Below are 24,654 nucleotides of genomic sequence, written 5' to 3' on the forward strand. Positions count from 1 at the left end.
CCAACAGGTGCCGTCACAAGGTGTGACAGATCTCATTATAGCGAAGTAAATCGCTGATTGCAATATTTTATTCACAATAAAAACGGCTTATGTAAATGTTGACAAAGTATGAGCAGTATGATAATATGCATACATAACACATATCATGTGTGATATATAAAGGCGAGGGTTTCCATAGTAGATGATGTGGAAATCTTTTTAATTCGGGAGGAAAACTCACATGGCAGGTACAAAAATTGGCGGTATGAAAGCGGCAGCGAAAAACTTAGCGCGTGACCCAGACTTTTATGCCAAGATCGGCGCGAAGGGCGGTCGGAACGGACGGACCGGTGGCTTTGCGGCAAACCCAGCTCTGGCACGGATCGCTGGTGCTAAAGGTGGTCGCATTTCTCGTCGGCGTAAGGTAACGACGACGGCCACGACAACCGTTAATCCGACAACGACAGTATCAACAGTGCAGGCAACGGCTCAAGACGACGTGACACTGGCCGCGTAGCCACACTGCTTAAAATGATGCGGTAGCCCTCTTTCCATAGAGGGCTATTTGCGGTAGCGGCGGAGTTCGCAGGACCGAGCCTCGTTGACGCGCCAGTTGCTAGCGCAGTGAAGGCAGCGATAGTGGTGCTTGGCGATTTCTATGCCGACAGCGCTACATGTCGGGCACGTGCTGCGGGCATGTAGCCACTTGCGGTAGCTATCAAGCGCATCCTGAACGACACCGTCATTCATAGTTAGAGTAATGTTATAGCGCGGTGCTAACTGATGGACAGCTAGCTCCCAGGCCTGGCGCTCCATGGTGATGAGGTCGATGTCACGAGTATAGTGATGATGGCCCAGGATGGCGTGGGCAGTTTCGTGGAGCAGCTGGGCGATAGCGGCTGGTGACGCCTCGTTGATATAAGTGATAGTCCGTGAATGGTGTGACCACGAAAAAACATCGTCAGCTCGGAGCTGATACTCTGGGTAGTCGCTGGCCAGCTGCTTAACGATGGGCGATAGCGTTATCGTAGCAACCATAGAGTACAGATTCCTCGGGGTGTGCTGCACCAACGATGTGCGGGCAGGTGATAAATGACGGTAGTTTCTCGGTGATAAGTCCGGCTAGTGACGCAGAGAATTTATCGGTGTAGCGGCCGATACCGCCGCCGATAACGATAACGTTTGGCTGAATAGCAGCGATCAGTGCCTGCAGTCCTAAGCTGAGTCTCTTGGCGGCCTCAAACCAAGCTTCGGGCGGCGTTGCGTCCGATAATTCACCAAACTGTTGACTGAGCGCTCGTCCGGAAGCGAGGTTTTCCCACGAATCAATGGTTGACTGATACGCAACTTGCATATGACCGGCTTCACTGCTACGTAGGCTGGGGTGGAGTGTGCCGTTGAGGATAATGCTGGTGCCGATGCCTGTGCCGATAGTGACGTAGAGGCCGCAGGCTGGCTGTGGTTCAAGGCGACGTATGCTGGCGAGGCCAGCGAGGTTGGCGTCATTTTCGAGGATGATTTGGGCGTCGGGAAAGTGCTCGGCTAGGAGGTCGCGGATGGGCACCTCGCACCAGCCGAGGTTAATGCAATATGTAGCGACACCGCCAGTGACGGTGCCGGGTAGACCGATCGAGATGTCTGTAACAGGTGCGCCCTCGGCAATTACGGTAATGGTTTCAACGACTTGTTTGATATATGCTGTAATATCTGTTGGGGTGGCAAACCGAGTTGTTGTCTCTAGCGTGCCGTTGTCGGTAAATCGTCCGACCAATGTTTTTGTGCCTCCAGTATCAATCGCAATAATCATGAAACTAGTATACCCCTTTACGAGAGTGGTGACAATATGGTACAGTAAGTATTAGTAACATCAGGGAGATAATGGTATGAAGCAGAACCGCCAGCGAGGATATGTTGTAATCTACGTGATCGTAGGGGTTATTTTGGCGGCGATCGCTTTGGCAACGTTATACGGGTTGCGACAGTTATCAGCACAGAACCAGGCCGCCTCATCGACGGAAAATGCTGCGACGAGTGAGCAGCAAAAAGAGACGAACAACACGAAGTCTGACGATAAATCGGCCGACAAAAAGAAGAACGAGAAGAGCGATGAGAAAAAAGACACTTCTTCGGCTGAGGTGAAGAGGCCTGAGCAATCTCAGCAGCGCGCGCAGCATCAACCAGCACAGCCAGCCCAAAATAATGGCCATGGATCATCCCATCTGCCGGCAACTGGGCCAACTGACTCGTTGGCAGTTGGCTTTGTGCTGGGGCTAATTGTGGCTGCGGGCTTTGCGTATCGTCGGTCAATGTTGGTAGTTTAGCTTCCTTCTCTTTACTCGGGGCACTATCTACGATATAATAAAACGAGATCCCCAAGAGGTAGCTGTTTTGGCGGGCCGCTTGGATAAGAATATTAACGTAATACAGGAGTCTATTTGGACGTATGGCAAATCCATTGACCATGGACGATCTGCTTGCTCAGGCGAGCGACTCCGTGAAGCAACTAACCGCAGGCGAGGTTGTGCACGGAACTATTTTATCAATAAAGAAACACGAAGTTCTGATTGATCTGGGGCCTTTGGGCGTTGGCTTGGTGCCGCGCCGTGAGGTAAGTATGTCGAACAATTATGCAGAAGGTGACGAGGTAACTGCGAGTGTTGTCGAGGTTGAGCTGGACAACGGTTACTCACTGCTCAGTATGCGTAAAGCGGCGCGCGATCGTGGTTGGGACGAGGTCGCGACCAAATTGGAGAGCGGTGAAATTGTAACGGTGACGCCGTACGACGCCAATCGTGGCGGTCTGTTGGCTGAATATGAAGGGGTGCGCGGTTTCTTGCCGGTATCGCAGCTATCGGCTGAGCATTATCCGCGAGTTGGTTCAAGCGATAAGGATGAGATCTTGCAGCGGCTTAACGTGCTGGTCAACAAAGAGATTCGCGTCCGGATTTTGGACGCTGATCGCAAGGCGAACAAGCTCATCTTTTCTGAAAAGGAGGCCATCAAAGAAGGCCTGGCGGAGCGGTTTGAGAAGCTATCAGTCGGCGATACTGTCAAGGGTATCGTGACTGGCGTGGTAGACTTTGGCGTATTTGTGAACGTTGAGGGAATTGAGGGACTGATTCATATCTCAGAAATTAGCTGGGAGCGGGTCAACAATCCGAGCGATTACGTTAAGGTTGGCCAGACCGTGGAGGCGAAGATTATCGCTATCGACAAGGAGCGCCTCAGCTTGAGTATGAAGCAGCTAACAAAAGACCCATGGCTCGATGAGGTAGAACAATTTAAGCCAGGTGAGGACGTCGAAGGCACAGTCACACGGATTACGCCGTTTGGTGCGTTTGTGCAGCTAAGTCCAGCTGTTGAGGCTCTCGTTCACGTTTCGGAGCTGGGTGGCGATGGGACTGACCCAGAGAAAGTCTTTACATTAAATGAGCGCAAGACCTTTACCGTGCTCGAAATTGATAAAGATAATCGCAAGATTTCACTGTCGCTGGCTGGCGGCAAGAAAAAATAGCCTATAGAAAAAGAGTAATGTAAACAGTTCGCCGAGGTGTCACGCCGGCGATGAAAGGAGCACGAGCAGATGACAGAAAAGATTGTCGCAATTGCAGATTCAGTAACCGTCGGAGAGCTCGCTACCACCTTGAATCTACCGGTTACGACGCTGATCGGCGAGCTGTTTAAGAATGGTATCGCGGCGACGATTAATCAGCGGCTGGACTTTGAGACGGCGTCGATCATCGTTGAGGAGCTGGGCCTTGAGGTGACACTCAAGAAAAAGGAGGCGACCGTTGGTCATACGCGTGTGGAGCATACGCTGTCAGAACGGGCAGTGCCGCGTCCACCGATTGTGGCGGTGATGGGGCATGTTGATCACGGCAAGACGAGCTTGTTGGATGCGATTTTGGGTAACAAGACCGCTGCGGGCGAGGCCGGCGGTATCACGCAGCACATTAGCGCCTACCAAACGAGGCATAACGAGCGGATGATTACACTGCTGGATACACCGGGGCACGAGGCGTTTGCGGCATTGCGGCAACACGGCGCGGTGCTGACAGATGTGGTGATTATCGTGGTAGCGGCAGATGACGGTGTCAAGCCGCAGACCGTCGAGGCGATTCGGTTTGCCCGTTCGGCCAATGCGAAAATCGTGGTGGCGATCAATAAAATTGATAAAGATACCGCCAACCCACAGCTGGTAAAAACGCAGCTGGCGTCTGAGCATGGTCTCAACCCTGAGGAGTGGGGCGGCGATACGGTGATGGTGGAGGTCAGTGCTAAAACTGGCCAGAATTTGGATAAGCTGCTGGATATGGTGCTACTGGTGGCAGATATGGAAGACTTGCGGGCGGATGAGGACGTACCAGCCGAGGGCTTGGTGATTGAGGCGCATATGGAAACCGGGCGCGGCGCAGTGGTTGGGCTACTCGTCGAGCACGGTCAGCTGAAACCAGCGTATTATTTGGTGGCTGGTACGGCGTACGGTCGAGTACGGACAATGTCGGATTTTCGTGGTCAGACAATGAAAATGGCCGGCCCGAGTACGCCAGTCAATGTGACTGGTTTTAAGGAGCTGCCGCAGTTTGGTGATAGCTTTCGGTTGGCTAAAAATGAGAAAGAGGCACGGCATTTGGCGCAGGCGGCGCGCCTAGAGCAGGAAAAAATGGCTGCCAGCACCAATGTCACCAGCTCGGATATTTTGAAAATGATGAGTCAGCAGCATGATGCTGAGTCGTTCAATGTTCTCGTCAAGGCTGATGTTCAGGGGTCGCTCACGTCGGTGATTGATAGCCTGAAATTGATTGATACGGGCGGCTTGGTGGATCTACATGTCATCGGTAGCGGGGTTGGTAATATTTCAGAAAATGATATTCATCTGGCGGTTGGCGAGAATACGGTCATTTATGGTTTTAATGTCGATCTGCCGCCAGCAGTGAAGCGCCTGGCAGCGCGTGAGCATGTTGAGGTGCGGCTGTATCGAGTGATTTATGAACTGCTTGATAATGCCAGGCAATCCATGGAGGCATTGCTGGCCCCAGAGGTCGTCGAGACTGAGGTCGGCCAGCTGAGGGTTAAGGGCGTGTTCCGAACGGTGCGCGAAGAGGTGATCGCTGGTGGTGAAATGATGACGGGTAAGGTCTATAAGGGGCTGCTGGCACGCCTGAAGCGCGGCGATGAACACATTGCCGAGGTTGAAGTATCATCCGTTCAGCGTCAACATCAGGAAGCCAAGGAAGTGTTTGAGGGTGAAATGTGTGGACTCAGCCTCAAAACTACGCGAAAAGTTGTCGTTGAAGAAGGCGACACGCTGGAGTTCTTTACGCGGGAGTTGGTGAAGAAGACGCTGTAACAACTTGTCACCGTAGGTAATTTTAGTATATCGGACGGTTTTCTATTGACTTTTCTTCATAAATCTGCTAAAGTTCAGACAGCGAGTGTGCATTTTACGAGATACTCAAATCGCTTACATGTAATTGTTTAATTGTTTGTCTTTGAAAGGAAGCTGCCAGCATGCCAGAAAGAAACATCTCTCGTCGTCGCAACACTATTTCGTCTGCGGAGCGGTCTGTTGATACATCGTCGTCTCCTGCTTTGCTGCCAGCCAAGAAAAACTTGGGAGAGGTTCCGGCGATTGGTAAGGGGCTTAAGGGCCAGGGTAGTAGCAGCAGCGAGGGCGGTGAAAATGCTCTTATGAATAAAGCTGTTGAGCTAATGGGCGAGGCTTCGCGAGTTCTCAGTGATCCAGACGCCTCTGCTGAAGACAAGGCGAAGGCACGTGAAGCTATTCAGGCAATCATAGAGAAGATTGATGGTCTAGGGTCGGGCAAAAAAGGTCCAGGAGGCACAAAGGGGCCAGAAGATGGTGGTAGTGGTGAGGATGATCCACGCTCAGTCGAGGAGAGAATCAGTGATGCGATGACTCGCATGAGCGATTTCTTTAAGAATACGTATGAGATAGACCCTGCTACTGGTGAGAAACGATACCCGTATCTTGAGCATATTAGGCGCTATGAAGCTGAACGTGAGCGTTTTCAACAGGTTATGGATCGTAAACAGAAGAGCCATGGGCTACGCATCAATCCAAGCGGTAAGCTCATGGAACGCTTGCTGGGTTGTGGTCGATTGGGCGCTAAGCTCGCTGATCGTCTAACGCGTCCATCTAAAGAAGAGCAGGAGGCAGCGGCAGCTTACGAAGCAGCCTTGACGCAGGTTGATGCTGATCGGCGCGACTTCCTCAGTCGTGAGATTAATGACGGCAACCTAACGGAAGAGGAAGTGCGCGGTTTGCGTGGTCAGTTCTTTACAGCAGAGCATTACGGTAATGTCCAAGAAATTGCGCGTCTGCAGATGGATCGCGGCAAAGATAAGGACGGCAACCGTCGACGCCCGATGAGTAAGTGGCTGCGGCGGCTGGGCTACGTGTCTGCCGGTGCGGTGGGAGGTCTGACGGCGATCTTTAGTCTGCCGCTTGGTCTGGCTGTTGCCGGGGCGGGTGCTGGCACATTCCGCTACCTAGCGAATAAGCGAAATGCCAATACAAAAGTTGGTCCTCGAGATAAAAACCCGTCAAATAGACAATACAAAGCTGAGGCTGTGGCAGACGTATATCATCAGCAGTTCTTAGAAGCTATGCAAGCTCGAGCTGAGGTGGCAGAGCAAGAGGGATCTGATTGGGAGCCGGGTGCGCGTGATATTGTCAATAGACATATAGATGAGACATCGACTGAGGTTGGCAAAAACGTAAGAAAACTCGTCATACCAGTACTGGGCGCAGTCGGGGCAGCACTAGCTACTAAGTTCTCTATAGAGGCATTAGGCTCGGGCGCGGTGCATCCTGTTGAACAAACCCCTACGAATCAGAATACGGTAGCAGAATCTGTGGTAGATGCGTCAGACAACTCTGATGTTGAGCCTGTCAGTCATTTTACTGAAGTGAATACGAATGGTGCGCCGGAGAGCGTGGTTGGCGATCAGTTGCAACATCTTGGCTATAAGCTTGAGGGCGACTCGACGGAGTTTCTGAAGAAGCTTGCAGACAACGTTGGTCAAGGTAATGTTTTTGTCGACGGTAACAATAACCCGGTACATATGTTTACGGGAGGTGCTGGCGACCAGCAGTTTGGGGCTTGGAACGTTGATACGAGCGTGCGCTTTAGTGATAAAGCGGCACGAGTCATTGAAGCTATGAAAGGCGTCACTAAGCTTTAGAATTAAAACAATAGGAGAACACAGACAATGACACATGAACAAATATTTGAACAGTTAGGCGTTACTGGTGCGAGTGATGAGGTTAAGCAGAGCATTCTCCACAACCTCGTCGGTGCGGTTGAGATCCAATTTGCTAGCGTTGGCGATGAGCTATTAACGGAAGAACAAGACGAGGAGTTAAATAAGCTCGTTGACGCACATGATGGTGATCCTAGCGTTGTCGGTGAGTGGCTAAAAACTTATATACCAGAGGCTGGACAACTATACCAGGCAATACTGGAGGATGAGATTGCTCGTCTAAAAAGTTGGTTGGGCGCATAGGTCGTCGAATGGCTCTCACGAGGTATAGTAGCATTCTGACCAGGATGCTGCTATACTAGGTATAAAGAACGGGAACCATAAACGAGGAGACGACATGTTCCAACTAGACGATAATTTTTTGAAAGAATTAGGACTAGATCAGCTGCCGGATGAGCAGAAGAAGCCGTTTTTACAGCATATTTATAGCGAGTTGGAGCTACGGGTCGGCGAGCGGCTGAGTCAGGGGATGAGCGACGCGCAGCTGGATGAGTTTGCGAACATTATCGATAAGGCACCGGGTGCGGTAGATGAGTTTCTCGCCAAACATGCGCCAAATTACCAGCAGGAGCCGATGTTTCAGCGGCTGGTGCAGGCGACCAAGGCTGATCCGAATAATCCGGGTCTAAAAGACGAGTTTGCGGCGACGAAGTGGCTAGAGGTAAATCGGCCTGATTATCGCGACGTGGTGGCAGCGACAATGGACGAGCTGAAGAAGGAGATCATAACTAACCGCGAGGCTATTTTAGGCGGCATGGGTGCATCCTCGGCGCCGGGGCAAGCTTAGAACGACTTTTAGCTACCTTATAGCCCATGAACTTAGCCTTGATGGCCGCGGAGAAACGCCTCTGCGGTCATTTGTTTACCGCTTGGGGCGATCAGTTCGAGGATGGTTACGTATCGTCCGTCACAGCACTTGACGCTCAGCGGCGATGCTGGGGCGTCTGAGGCGCGAGTTTTAGTGATAATGAGTTCACGGCCATGAATGCGCAGACGACTACGTGGAAAGCCGAGATACGCCCGCACATGGGCATCGGCGGCGGCTGCGGTCATTGCCGTCGGATCAATGAGTGACATGTCCTTGGAGAGCAGCTGGCAATACGTGGCATCGGCGTCGTTTTGCGGGGTCGGCTGAAGCGTACCGGCAAGGATGCTTGGCAGCGTGCGCACGAGCAGGTCGCTGCCGGCAGCAAACAACTCATCATACAGCTGCGGTTTGGTTTCAGTGCCGGTGAGCGGGTGACGGTGTTGGGCATAAATCGGGCCAGCGTCCATCTGGGCGTCAAGTTGCATAATGGAGATGCCAGTTTCTGAGTCTTGGTGTGCAATGGCCGCCTCGATCGGTGAAGGGCCACGCCATGTTGGTAGTAGCGAAGGGTGGAGATTGATAATGCCGGGAGTGAAGAGGTCGATGATTGACTGGGGGATGATTTTGCCGTAAGCGACGAGGACGCCGGCGACAGGCTGAAGGGCGGTGATATCGGGGATAATGTCGCGGAGCTTGTTGGGTTGCCAGACGAGGATGCCATGTTGGCGGGCAAAGGTCTTGACTGGTGGTTCGGTAAGCTTATGGCCGCGGCCGCTACGCATATCGGGTTTGGTAATGACGGCGCGAATGGAAAATCCTGCCTCGTAGAGTGCTTTAAGGGTAATCAGACTGTACGCTTCGGTGCCAAAAAAGATGATTGGTGGCATGTTAGTCCCATAACTGAGCATTATCTTTGATGTCGGCTTCGTAATCAAGCGGCTGTAATTCACCAGAATCATCAAGCGTGTAAAAAGCATCGTGCTGGTCGCGGATATGGTCGATAAAAACGATGCCATTGGTGTGATCAATCTCGTGCTGGATAACACGGGCCAGGAAGCCTTCGGCCTTGAGGCGAATTTCGTTGCCATCGAGGTCAAGAGCTTTGACGCGGATTTTGGAGTGGCGGGGAACTTTGCCGTAGACGTGCTTGACGCTGAGGCAACCTTCGAAATCGGCGACAATTTCTCCCTCGTATTTGACAATCTCGGGGTTGATCAGGGTGGTGAATTCGCGAGTAGCTTTGTCGTCAAAGTCGCTGCGGACGATGATGATGCGCTCGAGATGATCAACCTGGATGGCGGCGAGGGCAGCACTGATCTCGTGGGGGCGAGAATCCTCCCAGTCAAGAGCGGCCGCGATCATATTGGCTGATAACTGGCGCACCTCGTCGGTGATGACGTGAATTTTAGCTGATTTTTGGCGGAGATGCGGATTTGGTAGGGCAATGATATCGTCTTTAGTCATTGTGATTATTATACCACAGGTGACTAGAGGAGGCTGGTCGGGTCGAGCTCAGCCTGCCAATGAGCGGGTGGTACGAGATCAAGGAGGCTGACAAGGTCGCTGCGGCGGGGACTTTTAAGAATCAGCTGCCAGCGGTACGTGTCGCGGACGCGCTCATAAAATGCCGGTGTTGGGCCGAGGATGTGTACGTCGGCCGGGGCAGCCGCTCGCAGTGTCTGGGCGAGCTTTTTGGCGTTGCGGATGGCGGCGGCTTCGGTTTTGTAGACGCAGGTTAATTTAAGTAGATAGACGAATGGTGGAAAGTTAGTGGCGCGTCGCTGGGCGATAGTGCGGGCGTAAAAATCAGCGTAGTTTTGGGCAAGCCCATCGCGGATGGCAGGATGATCCGGCTGAAAGGTCTGGACGATGACGTTAGTGGCGTGATGGGAGCGGCCAACGCGGCCAACGACTTGGGCCAGCAGCTGAAAGGTACGCTCGCTTGAGGAAAAGTCAGGCAGTGTCAGACCGGCATCGGCTTGGACAACGCCAACAGTACGCAGGTGCGGTAGATCGAGACCCTTGGCAATAACCTGGGTGCCGATGATGATGTCAATTGAACCGTTTTTGAGCTCGTCGTAGCGCTTATCAGCTGCGTCGTTGGTACTTGTATCGGCATCGAAGCGGGCGATGGTGCTCGCGGGAAAGAGCTTGTGTAATTCTGCCTCAATGCGCTTGGTGCCGAGGCCTTTATGAATGATATCGGCATGATGACACTCGGGACAGCTGGTGGGGACGGTTGCAGTGAAACCGCAGATATGACAGAGGAGCTGGTGCCGGTCGGCGTGGAGGGTGAGCGGCACAAAGCAACGCGGACAACCGGCATTCCAGCCGCATTGTTCGCATAGGGTGATAGCGGCGGTGCCGCGGCGATTGTGAAAAATGAGGGCTTGATGACCGGCATTGAGCGAGCCAGTGATAGCCGAGAGTAGTTGATCAGAGAGAAAAAAATGCTGAGTAAAGTTTGTGCGCTTGGTCATATCAACCAGCGAGACGCGCGGCTTGACGGCGTCTGAACGGGCGGGTGAGGGCATGGTTATGATGGGCCGGCCAGCAGTTTTTGCCAGAAAATAATCGCTGATCGTAGGGGTGGCGCTGCCGAGGACGAGCTTGGCTTCGTGCTGGCGAGCGAGAATGGCCGCAGTACGCAGCGCCGAGTAGCGGGGCGATTGCTCCTGCTTGAAGCTGGGTTCGTGACATTCATCAATGACGACGAGTCCCAGCTGCTGGACGGGCGTGAACAGGGCCGATCGAGGGCCGATGACGATGAGCGGGTCGCGTGAATTGATAACATGTTGCCAAGTCACGTGCCGTTCAGCCTCGGTCTGGCGCGAGTGGGTGAGGATAACATTGTCGAAATACCTTGCAAATTCGGTAACGAGCTGTGAGGTGAGGGCGATTTCTGGCACCAGAATAATTGACGACAAGCCCTCGTCTATCAGTCGCCGGGCGAGCTCGATATAGACGCGTGTTTTGCCAGATCCGGTCACGCCATGTAGCAGCGCGCTACCAGGGAGCATGTCGTCAATGGCGGTGATGGCGGCGCTTTGGTCGGGCGTGAGCGCTGTCGTCGGTGGTTGTGAGGCCTGCGGACCGGTGGCGCGTAAGGGTGGGTGACGGCGCTTCTTCGTCAGGCCACGCGGCAGAATGGTTTGCCAGACGGTTGCGAGATGCGTATGATAATAGCTACTCATCCACAGAGCCGTCTGGACGAGTGGTAGCGGCACGGGAGCGTCATCTAAAAACTGGACGATTTCCTTAACCGTAAACTCGGGCTTAACGACTGCCGACATAATGATGCCAACGCACTGAGCTGAGCCAACTTCTATAACCACGAGTGCACCGACTGGCAGCCGCTCGGGGTGTGCATAGGTAAACGAATGCGCATCGGCACGAATGATCTTGATCGGTGATACCAAATAGTAGTGCATGTCTTGCTTTATTATACCGTGCTGGCCGGCTGAATATAATCATGAGCGTTTTATGGTGTAAGCGTGTATGTTGAGGCTGTAGGGCGTATAATTGTCGAAAAAAGCTTGTCGGGTGTTGTAAAATTGTGATACACTGAGTGGTAGCGAAAGGGAATATGGGGAGAGAATGCTTGACATTTTTATTACATCACGAGTGAGACGCAAAATCGTAGTTGTGTATGCCAAGTATCCTGATTTTCATACGCATGTTCGGGGGCTAGCCAAGCTGATCAAGGAAGACCCCGGCAATATTCAGCGCGAGCTCAAGCGGCTAGAGAAAGTTGGTTTCCTGAGGAGTGAAAAGCAGGGCAATTCGCGGGCATACTTTACGAACAAGCAGTTCCCGATTTTCAAGGAATTACAGAGTATGGTGATTAAGTCGCAGCAACATGCGGCCCGGCCGAAGCGCGGCTCGGTTGATAGAGATTGATGACCTTATTCGAGCAGATTTTGACAGCGCGGGGCCTGACGACGCGAGCAGCGCGCGAGGCTTTTTTGCAGCCGGATTATACGGCGGTGAAGCATGATCCGTTTTTGCTGCCGGACATGAAAAAGGCGGTGGCGCGGTTGAGACAGGCGCGGCAGCACGGTGAAAAAATCGTCATTTACGGTGATTATGATATTGATGGGTTGAGCGCTACAGCGCTGCTGCTGGACGCGTTTGGTAAGTTTGGGTTTGAGGGCGTTGACGCTTTCATCCCGAACCGGTTTGTTGAGGGCTATGGCATGACCATGGGTGCCGTGGACAAGGTGCGCGATATGGGAGCGGATTTGATCGTGACGGTAGATACCGGTAGCTTGTGCCATGCGGAGATTGCATATGCTGCTAGCTTGGGGATTGATACGGTGGTGACGGACCATCATAATGTGGCCGAGACGCCGCCGCCGAGCGTGGCAGCGGTGAATCCGAAATTTCCGGGACATACGTATCCGTTTCGTGATTTGTGTGGGGCGGGCGTGGCGTTTAAGTTGGTGCAGGCGCTGCAGACTGAACTAGAGGGCTTACCTGATGGCTATGAAAAATGGCTGCTCGATTTGGTGGCGCTAGGGACGGTGTGCGACATTGTGACGTTGGCTGATGAAAATCGGGCGAATGTCTATTGGGGCTTAGAGGTGTTGAAAAAACAACAACGTCCAGGATTGAAAGCTTTGATGATGATGGCGGGTATTGAGCCGGATCAGGTCAATGCTAGACATCTGGGGTTCGGTCTGGGGCCGCGAATGAATGCAGCAGGCCGGCTGGAGACAGCGCAGCACGCGCTAGACATGCTGACGGCGCGCGATGGGCTGGCGGCACTGGAGGCGAGTGAGAAGTTGGAGGAATTGAACATCAAGCGGCGCAGCATTCAGGATACGATTTTTGAGGAAGCGTGTGTGCAAGCCGAGGAGCTGGCTGATGATCGAGTGCTGGTGGTGAGTAGTGATGGCTGGAATCATGGTGTTATCGGCATCGTGGCGTCGAAACTGGTGGAGAAATATAAAAAGCCGGTGTTTATCATTGGCGAGCGCGGCGAGGAAGCGACGGGTTCGGCGCGCAGTTTTGGTGATTTTTCAGCGGCAGATGCCGTGCGGGCAGCGGATGATATTATTATCAAAGGCGGCGGGCATGGGGCGGCGGCTGGCGTGACGCTGGCGACTGAAAAGATTGGTGATTTTCGCCGGCGGGTGAATGAATTTTATGATTCGCTGCAGCTGACAAACCAAGAGCGATATCTGTTGCCGCGAGCTGATGTGGAAATCGACGATTTTTCGGAAATTGATGAGGAATTGGTGGCAAATTTGGCGAAAATGGAGCCGTTTGGCAATGGCAACCCAGAGCCTATAGTAAAAATTACCACAGCGAGCGTGCTGAGCGCGCGACGGATGGGCGCGGATGGGCAGCACGTTAAGCTGGCGCTGCGTGATAAAAATGGTAAAGTATTGCAGATGCTGGCATTTAACGCGCCGGAGGAGTTTTTCCGCGAGCCAGGTGATGAGGTGGCAGTCTGGTTTCAGCCAACCATCAACGAATGGCAGGGAGTGCGGACGGTTGAAGGACGGTTGCTACACGTGAGTGAGGCGGAATAGTCATCATTAGGGTCGCTATAAGGGATACAAGGTTGATTTATATCAATTTATATGATATAACTAAATTTAGCTCAAGAAATAATCCACACTGGAGCATTACGCACATGAGTGAAACAGCTAAAATAACACCAGACTATAGCTTTGACGAGGGTCTTCGTTTAGAACGAGTCAGCCATATAGTGCCTGCAGCAGAGGGTACTGAGAACAAGTTGTCTCATGATGGCAAAATAATTCAGATATCATCAGAAAGGATTAAAGAGCTGGAGGTCAACCCGTGGCTTGATATCAACAAAGACCAGAAAGAAAAGGTTATTGAGCAGTTGAGAAACCCACGCTATATTCGTGGTTTGGGTGGCGTTGGAATTGAGGTTGCGCTAATCGGCGACCCTAGTGCAGAAGAGCTTCAGGCTGTGTATTATGGCTGGGGTGGTGCCTTTCGTCATCCGAACGCTCAGCGTGAAGCGGTCAATATGGTTTATGCAAATCCAGACATTGCCTATATGGTAATGAATGGTCCAGGAATCGGTAATTCTGGTATGCTGCCAAAGTCGGTCCAAAAAGAAATCAGGCAGACTGGTAGTTATGCGTCAGCAGGTGAATATTATGCAAAGGTATTGGAACATGTGGCTCGGGATTATGATAAGGTCAATGTAGCTGGGCACTCGCTGGGAGCAAGGGTAGCTACGGGAGTAGCCGCAAATATGACACCAGAGGCAGTATCAGAGCTGCGGCTGCATGATCCAACAGGTACGCGAGAGATGAGTCTCGTCGATATTGCTGTCAGCTTTTTTGGAAAAGAAGGAGCAGAGAATGGTAAGTATGTTAAGGAGTCAGTTTCTCCGACAGCTAAAGAAGCTGGCTTGACACCGCTTGCCGTGGAGGTACCTCGTCTCCGTGATATCGAATATGCAAAGGGTGTTCAGTTTAGTCTAGAGGAGTTGAACCGTCCGTTTGAAGCACCAAAGAATGGCTGGATTCAGTCGCTCTTGGTTGATCCGTCTGGATTGAAACGGAATGCGTTTGAGGGTGACTTGCGAGAGGCGGCACCAAATGTGCGAAAGAGGATTGATATTTTAGTGCCAGAATTGAGCCATCTAAACAAGTGGGAAGATATTCAAAGGATAGTTGAGCGCGTACGCAGTATACCTCATATTCCAGAGATCAGTCAATGGGATGTCCTTCGTCATACACACGCCAATATGAACCAGCCGGCAAGTTTGGCGGCGATATACTCGGCCGATCTGGAATAGTAATTTGTTAAATATTTCCTCATCTGTTATAATGCAAAAAGTATGGTACAAGTTACACGTAAAGATCAGAAGGAAGCGAACGAGAATGTGATTCGTCGCTTTAATCGCAAGGTGCTGCAGAGCGGTGTCCTTGCACGGGCAAAGTCGGTGATGCGATTTGCCAAGCCGATTTCCAAGATTGAGCGCCGCAAGAAAGCGATTATTCGCCGCGAGCGCCGGGCCGAGAAAACAGCCAGGATGCGTATGGGGGCAACGCGTTAATGTCGGCGCTCAAAGCGCGTATTGCTAATGAAATGAAAGCCGCTCTTCTAGGGCGGCATCGTTTTCGGGGTGATGTCCTGCGCAATTTAAAGGCGGCAATTCTTAATGAGGAGGTGTCGCTCGGTAAGCGTGACGAGGGCCTAAACGATACAGAAGTCGAGAAGGTTATTGCCCGCGAAGTTAAAAAACGCAAAGAAAGCTCCGAGTTGTACCGGGCAAATGGCCGGGCGGAACTAGCTGAGCCAGAGGAGAAGGAGGCAGCTATTTTACAGGAGTATCTGCCTGAACAGCTGAGCGAAGATGAGATTCGGGTAATGGTCGAGGCAGCGGTTGCTGATTTGGGTGCGACGATGCAGCAGATGGGTCAGGTGATCGGTGCGGTGAAGGCTAAGGCTGGCAATGCGGCTGACGGCGCCTTGATTGCGAAAATTACCAAAGAAACGCTAGCAAAACAATAACAACACAGAAAAAGGAGCAAAGGATGATCTTATTGTTTGGGCCGCCGGGGGCTGGTAAAAGTATGCAGGGGCAGATGTTGGCAGCGCGCCAGGGTTGGAAATGGCTATCGACCGGCGAGATGTTGCGCCGAAGTAATGATCCGGCGGTGATTGATATTTTACGCTCGGGCGAGCTGGTGAGCGATGCGTTGATTTACCAAGTGTTTGAGCAGGCGGTGCAGGATGCGCGCGATAAAAAATATCCAAATATCATTGTGGATGGCTTTCCGCGGACGAAAGAACAGGCGGCATGGCTGGATGAGTATATGGCACGGATGAGTGAGAAGATTGATACGGTGATTTCACTGGAAGTGCCGGAGGCGGAAATTATGCGGCGGCTAGAAAAGCGTGGCCGGTTGGAGGATACGCCAGAGGCGATTGCCCGGCGAATGACGATTTATCGGCAAAAAATGTATCCGGTGTTGGGGATTTTTGCTGAGGCAGGCGTTAGGATTGTCCATCTGGACGGCGTCGGGACGGCTGGTGAAGTACATGACCGGATTTATGAAGAGGTGGCGTACGCATGCCAACTTTAATTACGGGTGAGAAAACGCCGCAGCAGATGAAGGATATGCGCGAATGCGGGCGGATGTTGGCGACGATTTATGACGAGTTGCGCCAGCGGGTAACGGCCGGGATGAGCGAATTGGATGTCAATGACTTCGTGGCTGGACGCATCAAAGATTTTGGCGCGGAAGCAACATATTTGACAGATGAAGTCAAATTTCCAGGGGTGATTTGCGTGTCGACCAATGAGCAATTGGTGCACTCATTTCCGACAGACTATGTGTTTGAGAAGGGCGACGTGGTGAGTTTTGATCTGGTGATCGGCTACCGTGGTATGAAAACCGATAGCGCGTTTACTATGGTGATTGACGAAGAGCCGCGCGGCGCTAAGAAGCATTTGCTGCACGCGACGGAACAGAGTTTGTATGCGGGAATTGATGCGATTTCTGGCGAGGGAACGCGTGTTGGTGATATTTCAGCGGCAATAGAAGCGGTGTTGAAGAAGGCTAAATTAGGTATCATTCGCGAACTGGTTGGCCACGGCGTGGGACTAGAAATGCATATGAGTCCAGAGATTCCAAATTATGGCCGGCGCGGTACCGGGCCAGTGCTGCACGCTGGCGATACGATTGCTATTGAGCCGATGGCTAGCCTTGGCGGTGAGAAAATTGTGACTGAGAATGACGGCTGGACGATTAGCATGAAAGACGGCAGTCTGGGGGCGCATTTTGAACACACCGTATTGATTACTGAGACGGGTGCAGAGATTTTGACGATACTCTAGGCGATCTGGTATACTAAGCATATGCAAGAACAATCTCGATATGTGGTAGGAATTGATGTTGGTACGAAGACCGTGCGCTGCGTGGTCGGACATATCGGGGATTCGGGGCTGCCAAACATTGTTGGTGTCGGCGTGAGTGAGAATAGCGGCATGCGTAAGGGTGCGGTATCGAACTTGACGGGGCCGGCGGCAGCAATTGACAAGGCGTTAGAGGCGGCCGAGCGCATGAGCGGTCATCATATCAATGCAGCAGCATTGAGTGTGAATGGGTCGCATATCTTGAGCACCAAAGCTGATGGTATGATCGCGGTGGGGATGAGTGGCGGTGAAGTGACGGACGAGGATGTGCTGCGGATTGAAGAAGTGGCGACGACCGGGAAGGTGCCGGCTAATCGAGAGATTTTGGAGATTGTGCCGCATGCCTATCGGCTGGATGGGCAGGATAATATTAAGGATCCGGTGGGGATGAGCGGGACGCGCCTGGAATTGCGGGCAAATGTGGTCTCGGGCTTGACGCCGTATGTGGCGAATTTACGCCGCTCGGCCGAGATGGCCAATGTCACTGCCTCGAGCCTAACACCAAGCGTGTTGGCAGCGGCGCGAGCGGTGCTCAGCGAGTCGCAGATTGAGAACGGCGTGGCGGTTATCGACATTGGTGGTAGTACAACCGGTGTGGCGGTATTTGAAGAGGGAGATTTGCAGCATGTGGCGGTGATTCCCATGGGGGCGCAGAACGTGACAAATGATGTGGCGATTGGGCTGAAGACCGACCCGGAGATCGCTGAGGCGGTCAAATTGGCACACGCCCGGCTGGGCGGCGGTAAGGCTGGTCGGGTTGATACCAAATACGACAAACAGGTGTATACGTTTGAACAAAGCGAGATTGATGAGATTGTCGAGGCGCGCTATGAGGAGATTTTCGAGCTGGTTACCAAAGAGTTGAAGCGGGCCGGCGGCATCGGACGGCTGCCGAGCGGTGTGGTGCTGGTTGGTGGTGGCGCTAAGGTTAAGGATCTGGTCGAATTTGCCAAAAATAGCCTCGGCGTGGCGGCTAAACTAGGCGTGCCGGCAGGGTATGCGGGCGTGAGCGACGAGGCGAATGGGCCGGAGTTTGCGGCGGCAATTGGTCTGATGCTCATTGACGGGTCGGGGGCTGAGCGGGCCGAGCACGCGCAGAGCAAGGTAGGTTCGGTGACAAAGAAAGCCGGAGGAATGATTAGTCGATTGCTAGCGAGGTTTAAGTAGGAGCTAGTAGACAAAGATGGTATACTTGATAAGAGAAAGATAGGGAGAGGAAAATGCCGCAGATTACACCAAGTGAAGTTCAAACGTTTGCCAGTATCAAAGTTGTCGGTGTCGGTGGAGCTGGTGGTTCGGCCATCAATCGGATGAAAGATGCGGGGCTCGCTGGCGTGCAGTTTATCGCTATGAATACTGATGCTCAGGCGCTGCATAATTCCAAGGCGGATGTCAAGATTCATCTCGGGCACACCACGACTAATGGGCTGGGTGCCGGTGCTGATCCGATGGTTGGTGAAGCGGCAGCCAATGAGTCGCGCGAGGAGATTCGCCAGGCACTCGAGGGTGCGGACATGGTGTTTGTGACGATCGGTGCTGGTGGCGGCACTGGATCGGGCGCTGGGCATATCGTGGCGGAGATCGCTCGCGAGATGGACATCCTGGTGGTTGGTGTGGCGACGCGACCGTTTAGTTTTGAAGGCGAGAAGCGTCGGGTGAATGCGGACTGGGCAATTACTCACCTGGGCCGCCAAGTTGACACCTTGATCACCATTCCGAATGATCGATTACTGCAGACGATTGATCGGCGGACGCCGCTGCTCGAGACGTTCAAGATCGCTGATGACGTGCTGCGCCAGGGCGTGCAGGGGATATCAGAGCTGATTACCGAGCATGGTTTGATTAATCTCGACTTTGCTGACGTCAAGGCGGTGATGAGTCGGGCTGGTTCGGCGCTGATGGGGATCGGTCGGGCCGATGGCGAGAATCGGGCGGTGCAGGCCGCTCAGCAAGCGATTGAGAGTCCGCTGATAGAGGTGTCGATTGACGGTGCGAAGGGTGTGCTGTTTAATGTGACTGGTGGCTATGACATGAGCATGGCAGAGATTCAGGAGGCGGCTGAGGTAATTACCAGCGCGGTCAGTCCTGATGCCAATATTATCTTTGGAGCGACGCTCAAGCCAGAGCTCGAAGATGAGGTGATTATCACGGTTATCGCCACCGGGTTCGATAGTGAGACCTATCATGATCATGAGGTGAGTTTGACGAGTGAAGCGTCGCATGAATCAGAGACTGAGGTTGATGACGAGGTGGTTGAAGGGATTGATCTGGAGCTCAGTGAGCAGAGCGGAGCGACGGACTTTACGTCCGAGCAGGAAAATAACATCTGGGATCAGCCAGCTGAGGATGAGGCGGACGAAGATGATACGCCAGCCTTCCTTCGCCGCCGCAAAAAGAACAAGGAGGAATAAATGAGCGGATTTAACATTGGTGATAGCCGCGTGATCGAGTCGCGAGAGGTTTCTGATGGCGTGGCGATTCGCCGCCGCCGCGAGACGCCGGATGGACGGCGTTTCACTACGTATGAACGAGTAGAAAAGCCAAACCTCATTGTGATCAAGAAAAATGGTAGTCGTGAACTATTTGATCGAGTCAAGCTCGCGCATGCGGTGCGCCAGTCAGTTGGCAAATTCCTTAAATCTGACGAGGAAGTCGAGTCGATTATCACGGCGGTTGAAGATAAATTGTATGCGCTGGGCGCCTCAGAAGTGCCGTCGCGGCAAATAGGTGAGTTTGTACTGGACGAATTAGCGAAGCGTAACGAAGTGGCGTACGTACGTTTTGCCAGCGTGTTTCAGAAGTTTGAGACGCTGGATGATTTCGTCAAGATATTGGAACAGCGTCGCCAGAAAGGACAAGAATAATGCGAGTCGTTGTCGTATACCGGGCGGAAAGTGATTACGCGCGCCAGGTTATCAGTTTTCTCCATGACTTTAGTCGGCAGACGGGACATACGATTGAGGAGCTTGACCCAGATTCGGCTGAGGGCAGCGATTTTTGCCGGACATACGACATCGTTGAATACCCGACCGTTATTGCGCTGAGCGCTGATAGCCAGATGCAGAATATGTGGCGCGGATTACCGCTACCGACGATTAGCGAGGTGAGTTTTTATGTTTGATGCGCTGCGTAAGTGGTGTTCAGACAAAAATTTAAGACGCCAGCGGCTTGCAGCACTAGCGTTGCTGATTGGTAGCAGTTTGGGTTTGCTGGCTTCATTTGTACTGTCAATTGAAGCGCTGACGCTTGCCAAAAATTCGCATGCTGTGCTGAACTGCGATCTAAATGCGGCCATAAGTTGTTCGGTAGTGGCAAATCACTGGTCAGCGGCGTTGCTCGGCTTCCCTAATAGCTTTATCGGTATGATGACACTGCCGGTGATGGTCACTATCGGGGTGGCATTGCTGGCAGGTGCGAAGTTTCCGAAATGGTTTATGTGGGGTGCACAGCTGGGCGCCGTGGTCGGCCTGTTGTTCGCTGGCTGGATGTTCTATATGAGCTATGTCGAGATTGGTGCGCTGTGTCCGTGGTGTTTGACGCTGGACGCGGGTATGCTGCTGGTCTGTTACGGACTGACTAGATATAATGTGGTGACTAGGATGGTTGGCGGTAGGCGTATGAGAAAATTTGTCGACCGGGGATTTGACACGTTCCTGTTGGCGCTAGTGACCGTTGTGATCGTTGTTGTTATTTTAGCAACATTTGGGCGTGAGCTATTTGCATAAATTAAGAGTAGGCGTATTGAATAATGGTGCTGGTATCCGTATACTGGGCATATGAAGAAAAATTTTCTCATTAGAGCGTTTTTGGGTGTTACCATTGTGTCGCTCGGCGGGATTTTGCTGCTGCGGAATCTCGGAGTTATTACCTTTAATAGCTGGCCCCTGTTTTGGGGCGCTTTTTGGGCCTTTGCTGGCTTATTGATACTATTATTCAGTTATCGCAGACCGATGGACTGGGTGTGGGGGCTGTTATTGATAGCTGTTGGCGTGTTGATCGGGCTGAGTGCTTATGGTGTAATTAATATTGGTACGTGGAAATCATTCTGGCCGGTAATACTGATTGCTATTGGTTTGTCGGTCGTGTTTGGTATTGGTTCAGGCCGTCGGCAGCCTAAAAAGCGGGCGGCTGATGATGGTGATAGTGAAAAAGTTGCAATTTTTTATGGTGAAGAATCACGGGTGAAAGGTGACTATACTGGTGGCTCCGTGGCAGTAATATTTGGTGGTATGGAGTTGGACCTGCGCCAGGCGAAGATCAAGGATGGTGTAGTTATCGACGTCTTTACCTTTTGTGGCGGTGCTAGCATTAGTTTGCCTGATGACGTGATCGTCAAAAACGAGGTACGTGGTATTTTGGGTGGTAGCGAGGACAAAACTACGCCGAAATCTTCCGCCAAAAAGACGATCTACCTAAAGGGTGAATGCGTCTTGGGTGGTCTGGAAATTAAATAATCTCTTGGGATTTTGGTAAAAACGCGCTACAATGAAAGTAGGGCGTTTTTGCGTGTGCCTGATGGAGTATATCTCTGATGGCGCCAACGCAAAATGAGCGGCTATCAACCGCGAAGCCTGCGGGAAGAAATCGGCTTTTTATCAGCTGAGATTAGACCCCGCCGTGGCTCGCTGCGACAAAGTGACAATTGAGTGCTAAAAGAGTGCGTGGGCGCCAGTGAACTTGGCAAAACCCACGGAAGAATCACTTCTTTTGGAATCGAGATGGTACCGTCCGCTTGAAACACCTCCAGCGGATTCTCGAAGTCAAGAGAGGTGATTTTTGTTTGTATAAGGAATAGCCATGCCAATACCAGCCCACAAGTCAGCCTTGCAGCACGCCATTCGCCACGAGTGTGCGGCGCTGTGGCCACTGCTCGAGGCAGCCGCTCCCTGGGCGGATGAGCTGGTGCTTCCGGGGCAGATAAAAGGCACGATGATGAATACTCACCAGCTAGCCAGCTATCTACTGGGGTGGGCTACCACGGTGCTAGAGTGGGGTAGTGTATATCATCAGACTCATACGGTGCCGACGATTATTACCACTGGCTATGGTGCGGTAGCGCAAAAGTTCTATATGCAATATGCTGATATAGCGTATGGTGCCGTACTGACAAAGCTTGATGAAACGGTGGCAGCGCTTGACCAACTGATCGAGCAGACATCAGAAGACGACCTCTACCGCGTCGTATGGTATCGGACGAAGACGAGTGGACGAGAGTATACCATGGCACGGATAATTGAGCTCAACACAGTCGCGCCATTGCGAAATGCACACGGTAGGTTGCGCAAGGCTATGGAGGAGAGAGGATGAGCATTATACCGCAGGATAATCGCATTACGAGTTTTGTCATTGATCGGACGCATGATTATATCATGTATGATACGACTGATTTGGTGCGTGCGATAGGTTTTCCACGTCAGGTGGTGGGGTTGTTGCTCAAAGATGATGAATTCCATTTGTCGTTATTTGCGGTGCGTGAGGAGTACGGGTTCGATGAGGCCGGCTATGGACGACTGGAACAAGTGTCGTGTCAAGCTGGTGCAGCAATGACCACAGAGCCAGAATTGACCGGTGATTTTCTTAAGCTAAAGGATGACGTGACTGGCCGTGAAACGATTATCGCGCTTGCTCAATGGGATGAACTAGAGACTTGGCGTGATGCAATTCGCAAGCTGATCCCGCAGGCGGAGTTTATCATTCCGCACATAACGCTCTATACAAATCAGAAGGGTGCACTTGGGTATAGTGATCGGCATAGGGATCGAGTGCGAGTGCTGGATGATGCAGTGGTGATGACACTAAGAAATATATTGTTAAGGAGTAAATTGTGACCAACCAACAACAAGAATGGCTTGATTTTGCAAAAAGTGTAGCACACGAAGCGGGCGACATTATGTATCGATATTTCGGTAAAAAACCGGACGCTCATCTCAAGGCGGACAACACAATTGTGACTATTGCTGATGAGGAAATCAACCAGCTTGTGATCAAGCGAGTAGCTGAGCGATACCCATCCCATGATATTGACGGTGAAGAAGCGAGTGCTCGCCGCGGTTCGGACTATGTGTGGGTATGTGACCCGATTGACGGTACGGCACCTTTTGCGATGGAGTTACCAGTATCGGTATTCTCGTTAGCGTTGGTGATTAATGGCCAGCCGGAAGTCGGTGTGATTTATGCGCCGTTTAGCGATCATTTGTATTGGGCGGTGCGTGGCCAGGGTGCGTTTATGAATAGTAAACAGATTTACGTGAATAAGAAGACTTTTGGTGGGATGACTGGGATGAACGTGGATTGGTGGCCGAGTGCAGAGTGGGATGTTATGCGGGTGATTCACAAGTTAGCGTATGAGAAGGGTGCATATGTCACGGCGCTAGGAAGCACGACGCACGCGGCAGCCTTAGTAGCGCGTGGTGGGTTTGTTGCGTCGGTCTTTGCTGGCACGAAGGGCAAAAATGTTGACATTGCGGCGGCGAAAGTCATCGTCGAGGAAGCTGGCGGTAAGGTGACTGACCTCTTCGGCCGGGAGCAGCGGTATGATCAGGATATTTGCGGGGCGGTATTAAGTAATGGAATCGTTCATGAGGAGATAGTGGAGGCGATGAGGGAACTATGATTGATAGCTTGAAACGGCAGCGCATGAGCTCTATTGCAAAAATCCGTAACACTCTCTCTGTTGGCTGGTCGCGCGAGACGTCCTATTTTGATAATTGGTCGCCAAATAATCCAAGTGCTGGACAGTGTGCGGTCTCAGCACTTATATTGCAAGACCATTGTGGTGGTGAGATACGAAAGTGCATGGTGGCTGGCGCGCCTCATTATTTCAATATTATTAATGACCAGGTAGTCGATAGCACGGCGGGGCAATTTGATGGGGGTGAAATTGAATATCATACATCGGCGGTACGTGAAAAGGGGCGGATTCTGAGACATGCAGATACTCTTCAGCGATATGAGTTGTTGCACATGAGGGTGGTGCAATTTCTAGCGGAATTAGATCAGGTGGCTGACGAGATAGCTAGCGTGGATTATGGATGTATGGGTGATGATTGTCTGCAGGAACAGACTATTTGGTTTGGGGACAATAATGACATTGTCATTATTGGCGAAGCACCGGCACGAACCGGCTGGGTGAAAAGTGGTGTTGCCTGGCACAATACAGACGGAAAGCTGCTGCCAAGTGGTGTGATAATGCAAAAACTCCTTTCTATCCTTGATAAGGAGCTCCTGTCGGTGACCTTTTTAGAGGCGATCAAATGCTTTCCGTCAGATCGTCGTCACCTGAAGAAGCTGGCTCAGCTTTACCAGCCGACTCTCGAGCGGCAAATTAAGATCCTACGTCCAAAACTAGTGCTAACGATGGGAGCTATCCCAACGCAGATGCTGATCGATCGGCCGTTTCAGAGACTAACCGACGTTGCAGGGAAGAGTTTTTCTGTTCATGGGACGCGAGTTATACCGATCTTTCATCCGTCACCAATATCGCCGCGTGGATACAAGGATAATGTGCCGATTTTTGAGATGATACAACGTAAAATATGGGAGGAAGTATAATGAGCAAAAACTGCTTGAAATACTGGACGAAGAGATTGTTGAGGATTCGCCAAAAGATGCTCTGTGGGGCTGGGGTGAGAACCGTGATGGTTGCAATGAGCTGGGCAAAATACGG

At 52.0% G+C, this 24,654-nt stretch carries 29 protein-coding genes; 24 read left to right on the forward strand and 5 right to left on the reverse strand.

The window, feature by feature from the left end; translation table 11 throughout:
- Nucleotides 1-220: 220 nt before the first annotated feature.
- Nucleotides 221-496 carry a con-10 family general stress protein gene (locus NLML1_RS00790; protein WP_162322931.1) on the forward strand — a complete coding sequence of 92 codons (276 nt, stop codon included), beginning with the start codon at nucleotides 221-223 and terminating at the stop codon, nucleotides 494-496.
- Nucleotides 497-540: 44 nt separating this feature from the next.
- Here the strand turns inward: NLML1_RS00790 and NLML1_RS00795 are convergent, their stop codons facing one another.
- Entirely contained in the window at nucleotides 541-1,017 is a 477-nt protein-coding gene (locus NLML1_RS00795; RefSeq protein WP_285441675.1) for a hypothetical protein, read from the reverse strand.
- On the reverse strand, nucleotides 983-1,786 hold the full coding sequence (locus tag NLML1_RS00800; protein WP_162453991.1) for an ROK family protein: 804 nt from the start codon (nucleotides 1,784-1,786) through the stop codon (nucleotides 983-985). The genes NLML1_RS00795 and NLML1_RS00800 overlap by 35 nt, the downstream gene beginning before the upstream one ends.
- A 76-nt stretch (nucleotides 1,787-1,862) precedes the next feature.
- Between NLML1_RS00800 and NLML1_RS00805 the strand changes: the two genes are divergently transcribed.
- The 6 genes from NLML1_RS00805 (at nucleotide 1,863) to NLML1_RS00830 (ending at nucleotide 8,053) form a co-directional block, all read left to right on the forward strand.
- A complete protein-coding gene (locus NLML1_RS00805) occupies nucleotides 1,863-2,300 on the forward strand; it encodes a hypothetical protein (RefSeq protein ID WP_285441676.1) in 438 nt (145 codons plus the stop codon).
- Nucleotides 2,301-2,422: 122 nt separating this feature from the next.
- A complete protein-coding gene (locus NLML1_RS00810; RefSeq protein ID WP_285441677.1) occupies nucleotides 2,423-3,493 on the forward strand; it encodes a 30S ribosomal protein S1 in 1,071 nt (356 codons plus the stop codon).
- Nucleotides 3,494-3,562: 69 nt separating this feature from the next.
- Nucleotides 3,563-5,329, forward strand: a complete 1,767-nt coding sequence (infB, locus tag NLML1_RS00815) for a translation initiation factor IF-2 (protein WP_285441678.1) — start codon at nucleotides 3,563-3,565, stop codon at nucleotides 5,327-5,329.
- A gap of 161 nt (nucleotides 5,330-5,490) precedes the next feature.
- Nucleotides 5,491-7,188: a hypothetical protein gene (locus NLML1_RS00820; RefSeq protein ID WP_285441679.1), complete on the forward strand. Its 1,698-nt coding sequence runs from the start codon at nucleotides 5,491-5,493 to the stop codon at nucleotides 7,186-7,188.
- Between the two features lie 27 nt (nucleotides 7,189-7,215).
- Nucleotides 7,216-7,509, forward strand: a complete 294-nt coding sequence (locus NLML1_RS00825) for a hypothetical protein (protein WP_285441680.1) — start codon at nucleotides 7,216-7,218, stop codon at nucleotides 7,507-7,509.
- Between the two features lie 94 nt (nucleotides 7,510-7,603).
- Nucleotides 7,604-8,053 (forward strand): DUF5663 domain-containing protein, encoded by a 450-nt coding sequence (locus tag NLML1_RS00830; protein WP_138076289.1) that lies wholly within the window; start codon nucleotides 7,604-7,606, stop codon nucleotides 8,051-8,053.
- A 32-nt stretch (nucleotides 8,054-8,085) separates the two neighbouring features.
- Here NLML1_RS00830 and fmt read toward each other — a convergent pair whose 3' ends face one another.
- The 3 genes from fmt to priA are packed head-to-tail and all read right to left on the reverse strand — an operon-like array spanning nucleotide 8,086 to nucleotide 11,505.
- Nucleotides 8,086-8,961: a methionyl-tRNA formyltransferase gene (gene fmt / locus NLML1_RS00835; protein WP_285441681.1), complete on the reverse strand. Its 876-nt coding sequence runs from the start codon at nucleotides 8,959-8,961 to the stop codon at nucleotides 8,086-8,088.
- Nucleotide 8,962: 1 nt separating this feature from the next.
- Nucleotides 8,963-9,538, reverse strand: a complete 576-nt coding sequence (gene def, locus NLML1_RS00840; protein ID WP_285441682.1) for a peptide deformylase — start codon at nucleotides 9,536-9,538, stop codon at nucleotides 8,963-8,965.
- 23 nt (nucleotides 9,539-9,561) lie between these two features.
- Nucleotides 9,562-11,505 carry a replication restart helicase PriA gene (gene priA, locus NLML1_RS00845; RefSeq protein WP_285441683.1) on the reverse strand — a complete coding sequence of 648 codons (1,944 nt, stop codon included), beginning with the start codon at nucleotides 11,503-11,505 and terminating at the stop codon, nucleotides 9,562-9,564.
- Nucleotides 11,506-11,698: 193 nt separating this feature from the next.
- Here priA and NLML1_RS00850 point away from each other — a divergent pair, with 193 nt between their 5' ends.
- From NLML1_RS00850 to NLML1_RS00930, 17 genes are all read left to right on the forward strand, one after another.
- The gene (locus NLML1_RS00850) at nucleotides 11,699-11,974 is read left to right on the forward strand and encodes a helix-turn-helix domain-containing protein (protein ID WP_285441684.1); all 276 of its coding nucleotides are present in this window, start codon (nucleotides 11,699-11,701) and stop codon (nucleotides 11,972-11,974) included.
- Entirely contained in the window at nucleotides 11,974-13,611 is a 1,638-nt protein-coding gene (gene recJ / locus NLML1_RS00855) for a single-stranded-DNA-specific exonuclease RecJ (RefSeq protein WP_285441685.1), read from the forward strand. Before NLML1_RS00850 ends, recJ begins: the two co-directional genes overlap by 1 nt.
- A gap of 104 nt (nucleotides 13,612-13,715) precedes the next feature.
- Nucleotides 13,716-14,861 carry an alpha/beta fold hydrolase gene (locus NLML1_RS00860; protein WP_285441686.1) on the forward strand — a complete coding sequence of 382 codons (1,146 nt, stop codon included), beginning with the start codon at nucleotides 13,716-13,718 and terminating at the stop codon, nucleotides 14,859-14,861.
- 42 nt (nucleotides 14,862-14,903) lie between these two features.
- A complete protein-coding gene (locus tag NLML1_RS00865; RefSeq protein WP_285441687.1) occupies nucleotides 14,904-15,122 on the forward strand; it encodes a hypothetical protein in 219 nt (72 codons plus the stop codon).
- On the forward strand, nucleotides 15,122-15,580 hold the full coding sequence (locus tag NLML1_RS00870) for a GatB/YqeY domain-containing protein (protein WP_285441688.1): 459 nt from the start codon (nucleotides 15,122-15,124) through the stop codon (nucleotides 15,578-15,580). The genes NLML1_RS00865 and NLML1_RS00870 overlap by 1 nt, the downstream gene beginning before the upstream one ends.
- 23 nt (nucleotides 15,581-15,603) lie before the next feature.
- Nucleotides 15,604-16,155, forward strand: coding sequence for an adenylate kinase family protein (locus tag NLML1_RS00875; protein WP_162323097.1), 552 nt, complete (start codon nucleotides 15,604-15,606; stop codon nucleotides 16,153-16,155).
- A complete protein-coding gene (gene map, locus NLML1_RS00880; protein ID WP_285441689.1) occupies nucleotides 16,143-16,910 on the forward strand; it encodes a type I methionyl aminopeptidase in 768 nt (255 codons plus the stop codon). Before NLML1_RS00875 ends, map begins: the two co-directional genes overlap by 13 nt.
- Nucleotides 16,911-16,931: 21 nt before the next feature.
- Complete coding sequence (gene ftsA, locus NLML1_RS00885) at nucleotides 16,932-18,155, forward strand: cell division protein FtsA (protein WP_285441690.1); 1,224 nt, start codon at nucleotides 16,932-16,934, stop codon at nucleotides 18,153-18,155.
- Nucleotides 18,156-18,208: 53 nt separating this feature from the next.
- Entirely contained in the window at nucleotides 18,209-19,399 is a 1,191-nt protein-coding gene (gene ftsZ, locus NLML1_RS00890) for a cell division protein FtsZ (RefSeq protein ID WP_138076315.1), read from the forward strand.
- Nucleotides 19,400-19,852 (forward strand): transcriptional regulator NrdR, encoded by a 453-nt coding sequence (gene nrdR, locus NLML1_RS00895; protein ID WP_138076318.1) that lies wholly within the window; start codon nucleotides 19,400-19,402, stop codon nucleotides 19,850-19,852.
- A complete protein-coding gene (locus NLML1_RS00900; protein WP_171270937.1) occupies nucleotides 19,852-20,109 on the forward strand; it encodes a hypothetical protein in 258 nt (85 codons plus the stop codon). The genes nrdR and NLML1_RS00900 overlap by 1 nt, the downstream gene beginning before the upstream one ends.
- A complete protein-coding gene (locus NLML1_RS00905; protein WP_285441691.1) occupies nucleotides 20,102-20,713 on the forward strand; it encodes a vitamin K epoxide reductase family protein in 612 nt (203 codons plus the stop codon). The genes NLML1_RS00900 and NLML1_RS00905 overlap by 8 nt, the downstream gene beginning before the upstream one ends.
- A gap of 51 nt (nucleotides 20,714-20,764) precedes the next feature.
- A complete protein-coding gene (locus NLML1_RS00910) occupies nucleotides 20,765-21,442 on the forward strand; it encodes a LiaF transmembrane domain-containing protein (RefSeq protein WP_285441692.1) in 678 nt (225 codons plus the stop codon).
- A 343-nt stretch (nucleotides 21,443-21,785) separates the two neighbouring features.
- Nucleotides 21,786-22,295: a ClbS/DfsB family four-helix bundle protein gene (locus tag NLML1_RS00915; RefSeq protein ID WP_285441693.1), complete on the forward strand. Its 510-nt coding sequence runs from the start codon at nucleotides 21,786-21,788 to the stop codon at nucleotides 22,293-22,295.
- Nucleotides 22,292-22,816, forward strand: a complete 525-nt coding sequence (locus tag NLML1_RS00920) for a hypothetical protein (RefSeq protein WP_285441694.1) — start codon at nucleotides 22,292-22,294, stop codon at nucleotides 22,814-22,816. Before NLML1_RS00915 ends, NLML1_RS00920 begins: the two co-directional genes overlap by 4 nt.
- Nucleotides 22,813-23,601, forward strand: a complete 789-nt coding sequence (locus NLML1_RS00925; protein ID WP_285441695.1) for an inositol monophosphatase family protein — start codon at nucleotides 22,813-22,815, stop codon at nucleotides 23,599-23,601. The genes NLML1_RS00920 and NLML1_RS00925 overlap by 4 nt, the downstream gene beginning before the upstream one ends.
- Complete coding sequence (locus NLML1_RS00930; RefSeq protein WP_285441696.1) at nucleotides 23,598-24,539, forward strand: YunG family protein; 942 nt, start codon at nucleotides 23,598-23,600, stop codon at nucleotides 24,537-24,539. Before NLML1_RS00925 ends, NLML1_RS00930 begins: the two co-directional genes overlap by 4 nt.
- Nucleotides 24,540-24,654 lie beyond the last annotated feature (115 nt).

The organism is Candidatus Nanosynbacter lyticus (assembly GCF_030253515.1).
Taxonomy (GTDB): domain Bacteria; phylum Patescibacteriota; class Saccharimonadia; order Saccharimonadales; family Saccharimonadaceae; genus Nanosynbacter; species Nanosynbacter lyticus_A.

Bases quoted from the DNA above. Each gene is read 5' to 3' on its own strand.
- NLML1_RS00790 (WP_162322931.1), top strand. From the start codon at position 221: ATGGCAGGTACAAAAATTGGCGGTATGAAAGCGGCAGCGAAAAACTTA.
- NLML1_RS00795 (WP_285441675.1), bottom strand. From the start codon at position 1,017: ATGGTTGCTACGATAACGCTATCGCCCATCGTTAAGCAGCTGGCCAGC.
- NLML1_RS00800 (WP_162453991.1), bottom strand. From the start codon at position 1,786: ATGATTATTGCGATTGATACTGGAGGCACAAAAACATTGGTCGGACGA.
- NLML1_RS00805 (WP_285441676.1), top strand. From the start codon at position 1,863: ATGAAGCAGAACCGCCAGCGAGGATATGTTGTAATCTACGTGATCGTA.
- NLML1_RS00810 (WP_285441677.1), top strand. From the start codon at position 2,423: ATGGCAAATCCATTGACCATGGACGATCTGCTTGCTCAGGCGAGCGAC.
- infB (WP_285441678.1), top strand. From the start codon at position 3,563: ATGACAGAAAAGATTGTCGCAATTGCAGATTCAGTAACCGTCGGAGAG.
- NLML1_RS00820 (WP_285441679.1), top strand. From the start codon at position 5,491: ATGCCAGAAAGAAACATCTCTCGTCGTCGCAACACTATTTCGTCTGCG.
- NLML1_RS00825 (WP_285441680.1), top strand. From the start codon at position 7,216: ATGACACATGAACAAATATTTGAACAGTTAGGCGTTACTGGTGCGAGT.
- NLML1_RS00830 (WP_138076289.1), top strand. From the start codon at position 7,604: ATGTTCCAACTAGACGATAATTTTTTGAAAGAATTAGGACTAGATCAG.
- fmt (WP_285441681.1), bottom strand. From the start codon at position 8,961: ATGCCACCAATCATCTTTTTTGGCACCGAAGCGTACAGTCTGATTACC.
- def (WP_285441682.1), bottom strand. From the start codon at position 9,538: ATGACTAAAGACGATATCATTGCCCTACCAAATCCGCATCTCCGCCAA.
- priA (WP_285441683.1), bottom strand. From the start codon at position 11,505: ATGCACTACTATTTGGTATCACCGATCAAGATCATTCGTGCCGATGCG.
- recJ (WP_285441685.1), top strand. From the start codon at position 11,974: ATGACCTTATTCGAGCAGATTTTGACAGCGCGGGGCCTGACGACGCGA.
- NLML1_RS00860 (WP_285441686.1), top strand. From the start codon at position 13,716: ATGAGTGAAACAGCTAAAATAACACCAGACTATAGCTTTGACGAGGGT.
- NLML1_RS00865 (WP_285441687.1), top strand. From the start codon at position 14,904: ATGGTACAAGTTACACGTAAAGATCAGAAGGAAGCGAACGAGAATGTG.
- NLML1_RS00870 (WP_285441688.1), top strand. From the start codon at position 15,122: ATGTCGGCGCTCAAAGCGCGTATTGCTAATGAAATGAAAGCCGCTCTT.
- NLML1_RS00875 (WP_162323097.1), top strand. From the start codon at position 15,604: ATGATCTTATTGTTTGGGCCGCCGGGGGCTGGTAAAAGTATGCAGGGG.
- map (WP_285441689.1), top strand. From the start codon at position 16,143: ATGCCAACTTTAATTACGGGTGAGAAAACGCCGCAGCAGATGAAGGAT.
- ftsA (WP_285441690.1), top strand. From the start codon at position 16,932: ATGCAAGAACAATCTCGATATGTGGTAGGAATTGATGTTGGTACGAAG.
- ftsZ (WP_138076315.1), top strand. From the start codon at position 18,209: ATGCCGCAGATTACACCAAGTGAAGTTCAAACGTTTGCCAGTATCAAA.
- nrdR (WP_138076318.1), top strand. From the start codon at position 19,400: ATGAGCGGATTTAACATTGGTGATAGCCGCGTGATCGAGTCGCGAGAG.
- NLML1_RS00900 (WP_171270937.1), top strand. From the start codon at position 19,852: ATGCGAGTCGTTGTCGTATACCGGGCGGAAAGTGATTACGCGCGCCAG.
- NLML1_RS00905 (WP_285441691.1), top strand. From the start codon at position 20,102: ATGTTTGATGCGCTGCGTAAGTGGTGTTCAGACAAAAATTTAAGACGC.
- NLML1_RS00910 (WP_285441692.1), top strand. From the start codon at position 20,765: ATGAAGAAAAATTTTCTCATTAGAGCGTTTTTGGGTGTTACCATTGTG.
- NLML1_RS00915 (WP_285441693.1), top strand. From the start codon at position 21,786: ATGCCAATACCAGCCCACAAGTCAGCCTTGCAGCACGCCATTCGCCAC.
- NLML1_RS00920 (WP_285441694.1), top strand. From the start codon at position 22,292: ATGAGCATTATACCGCAGGATAATCGCATTACGAGTTTTGTCATTGAT.
- NLML1_RS00930 (WP_285441696.1), top strand. From the start codon at position 23,598: ATGATTGATAGCTTGAAACGGCAGCGCATGAGCTCTATTGCAAAAATC.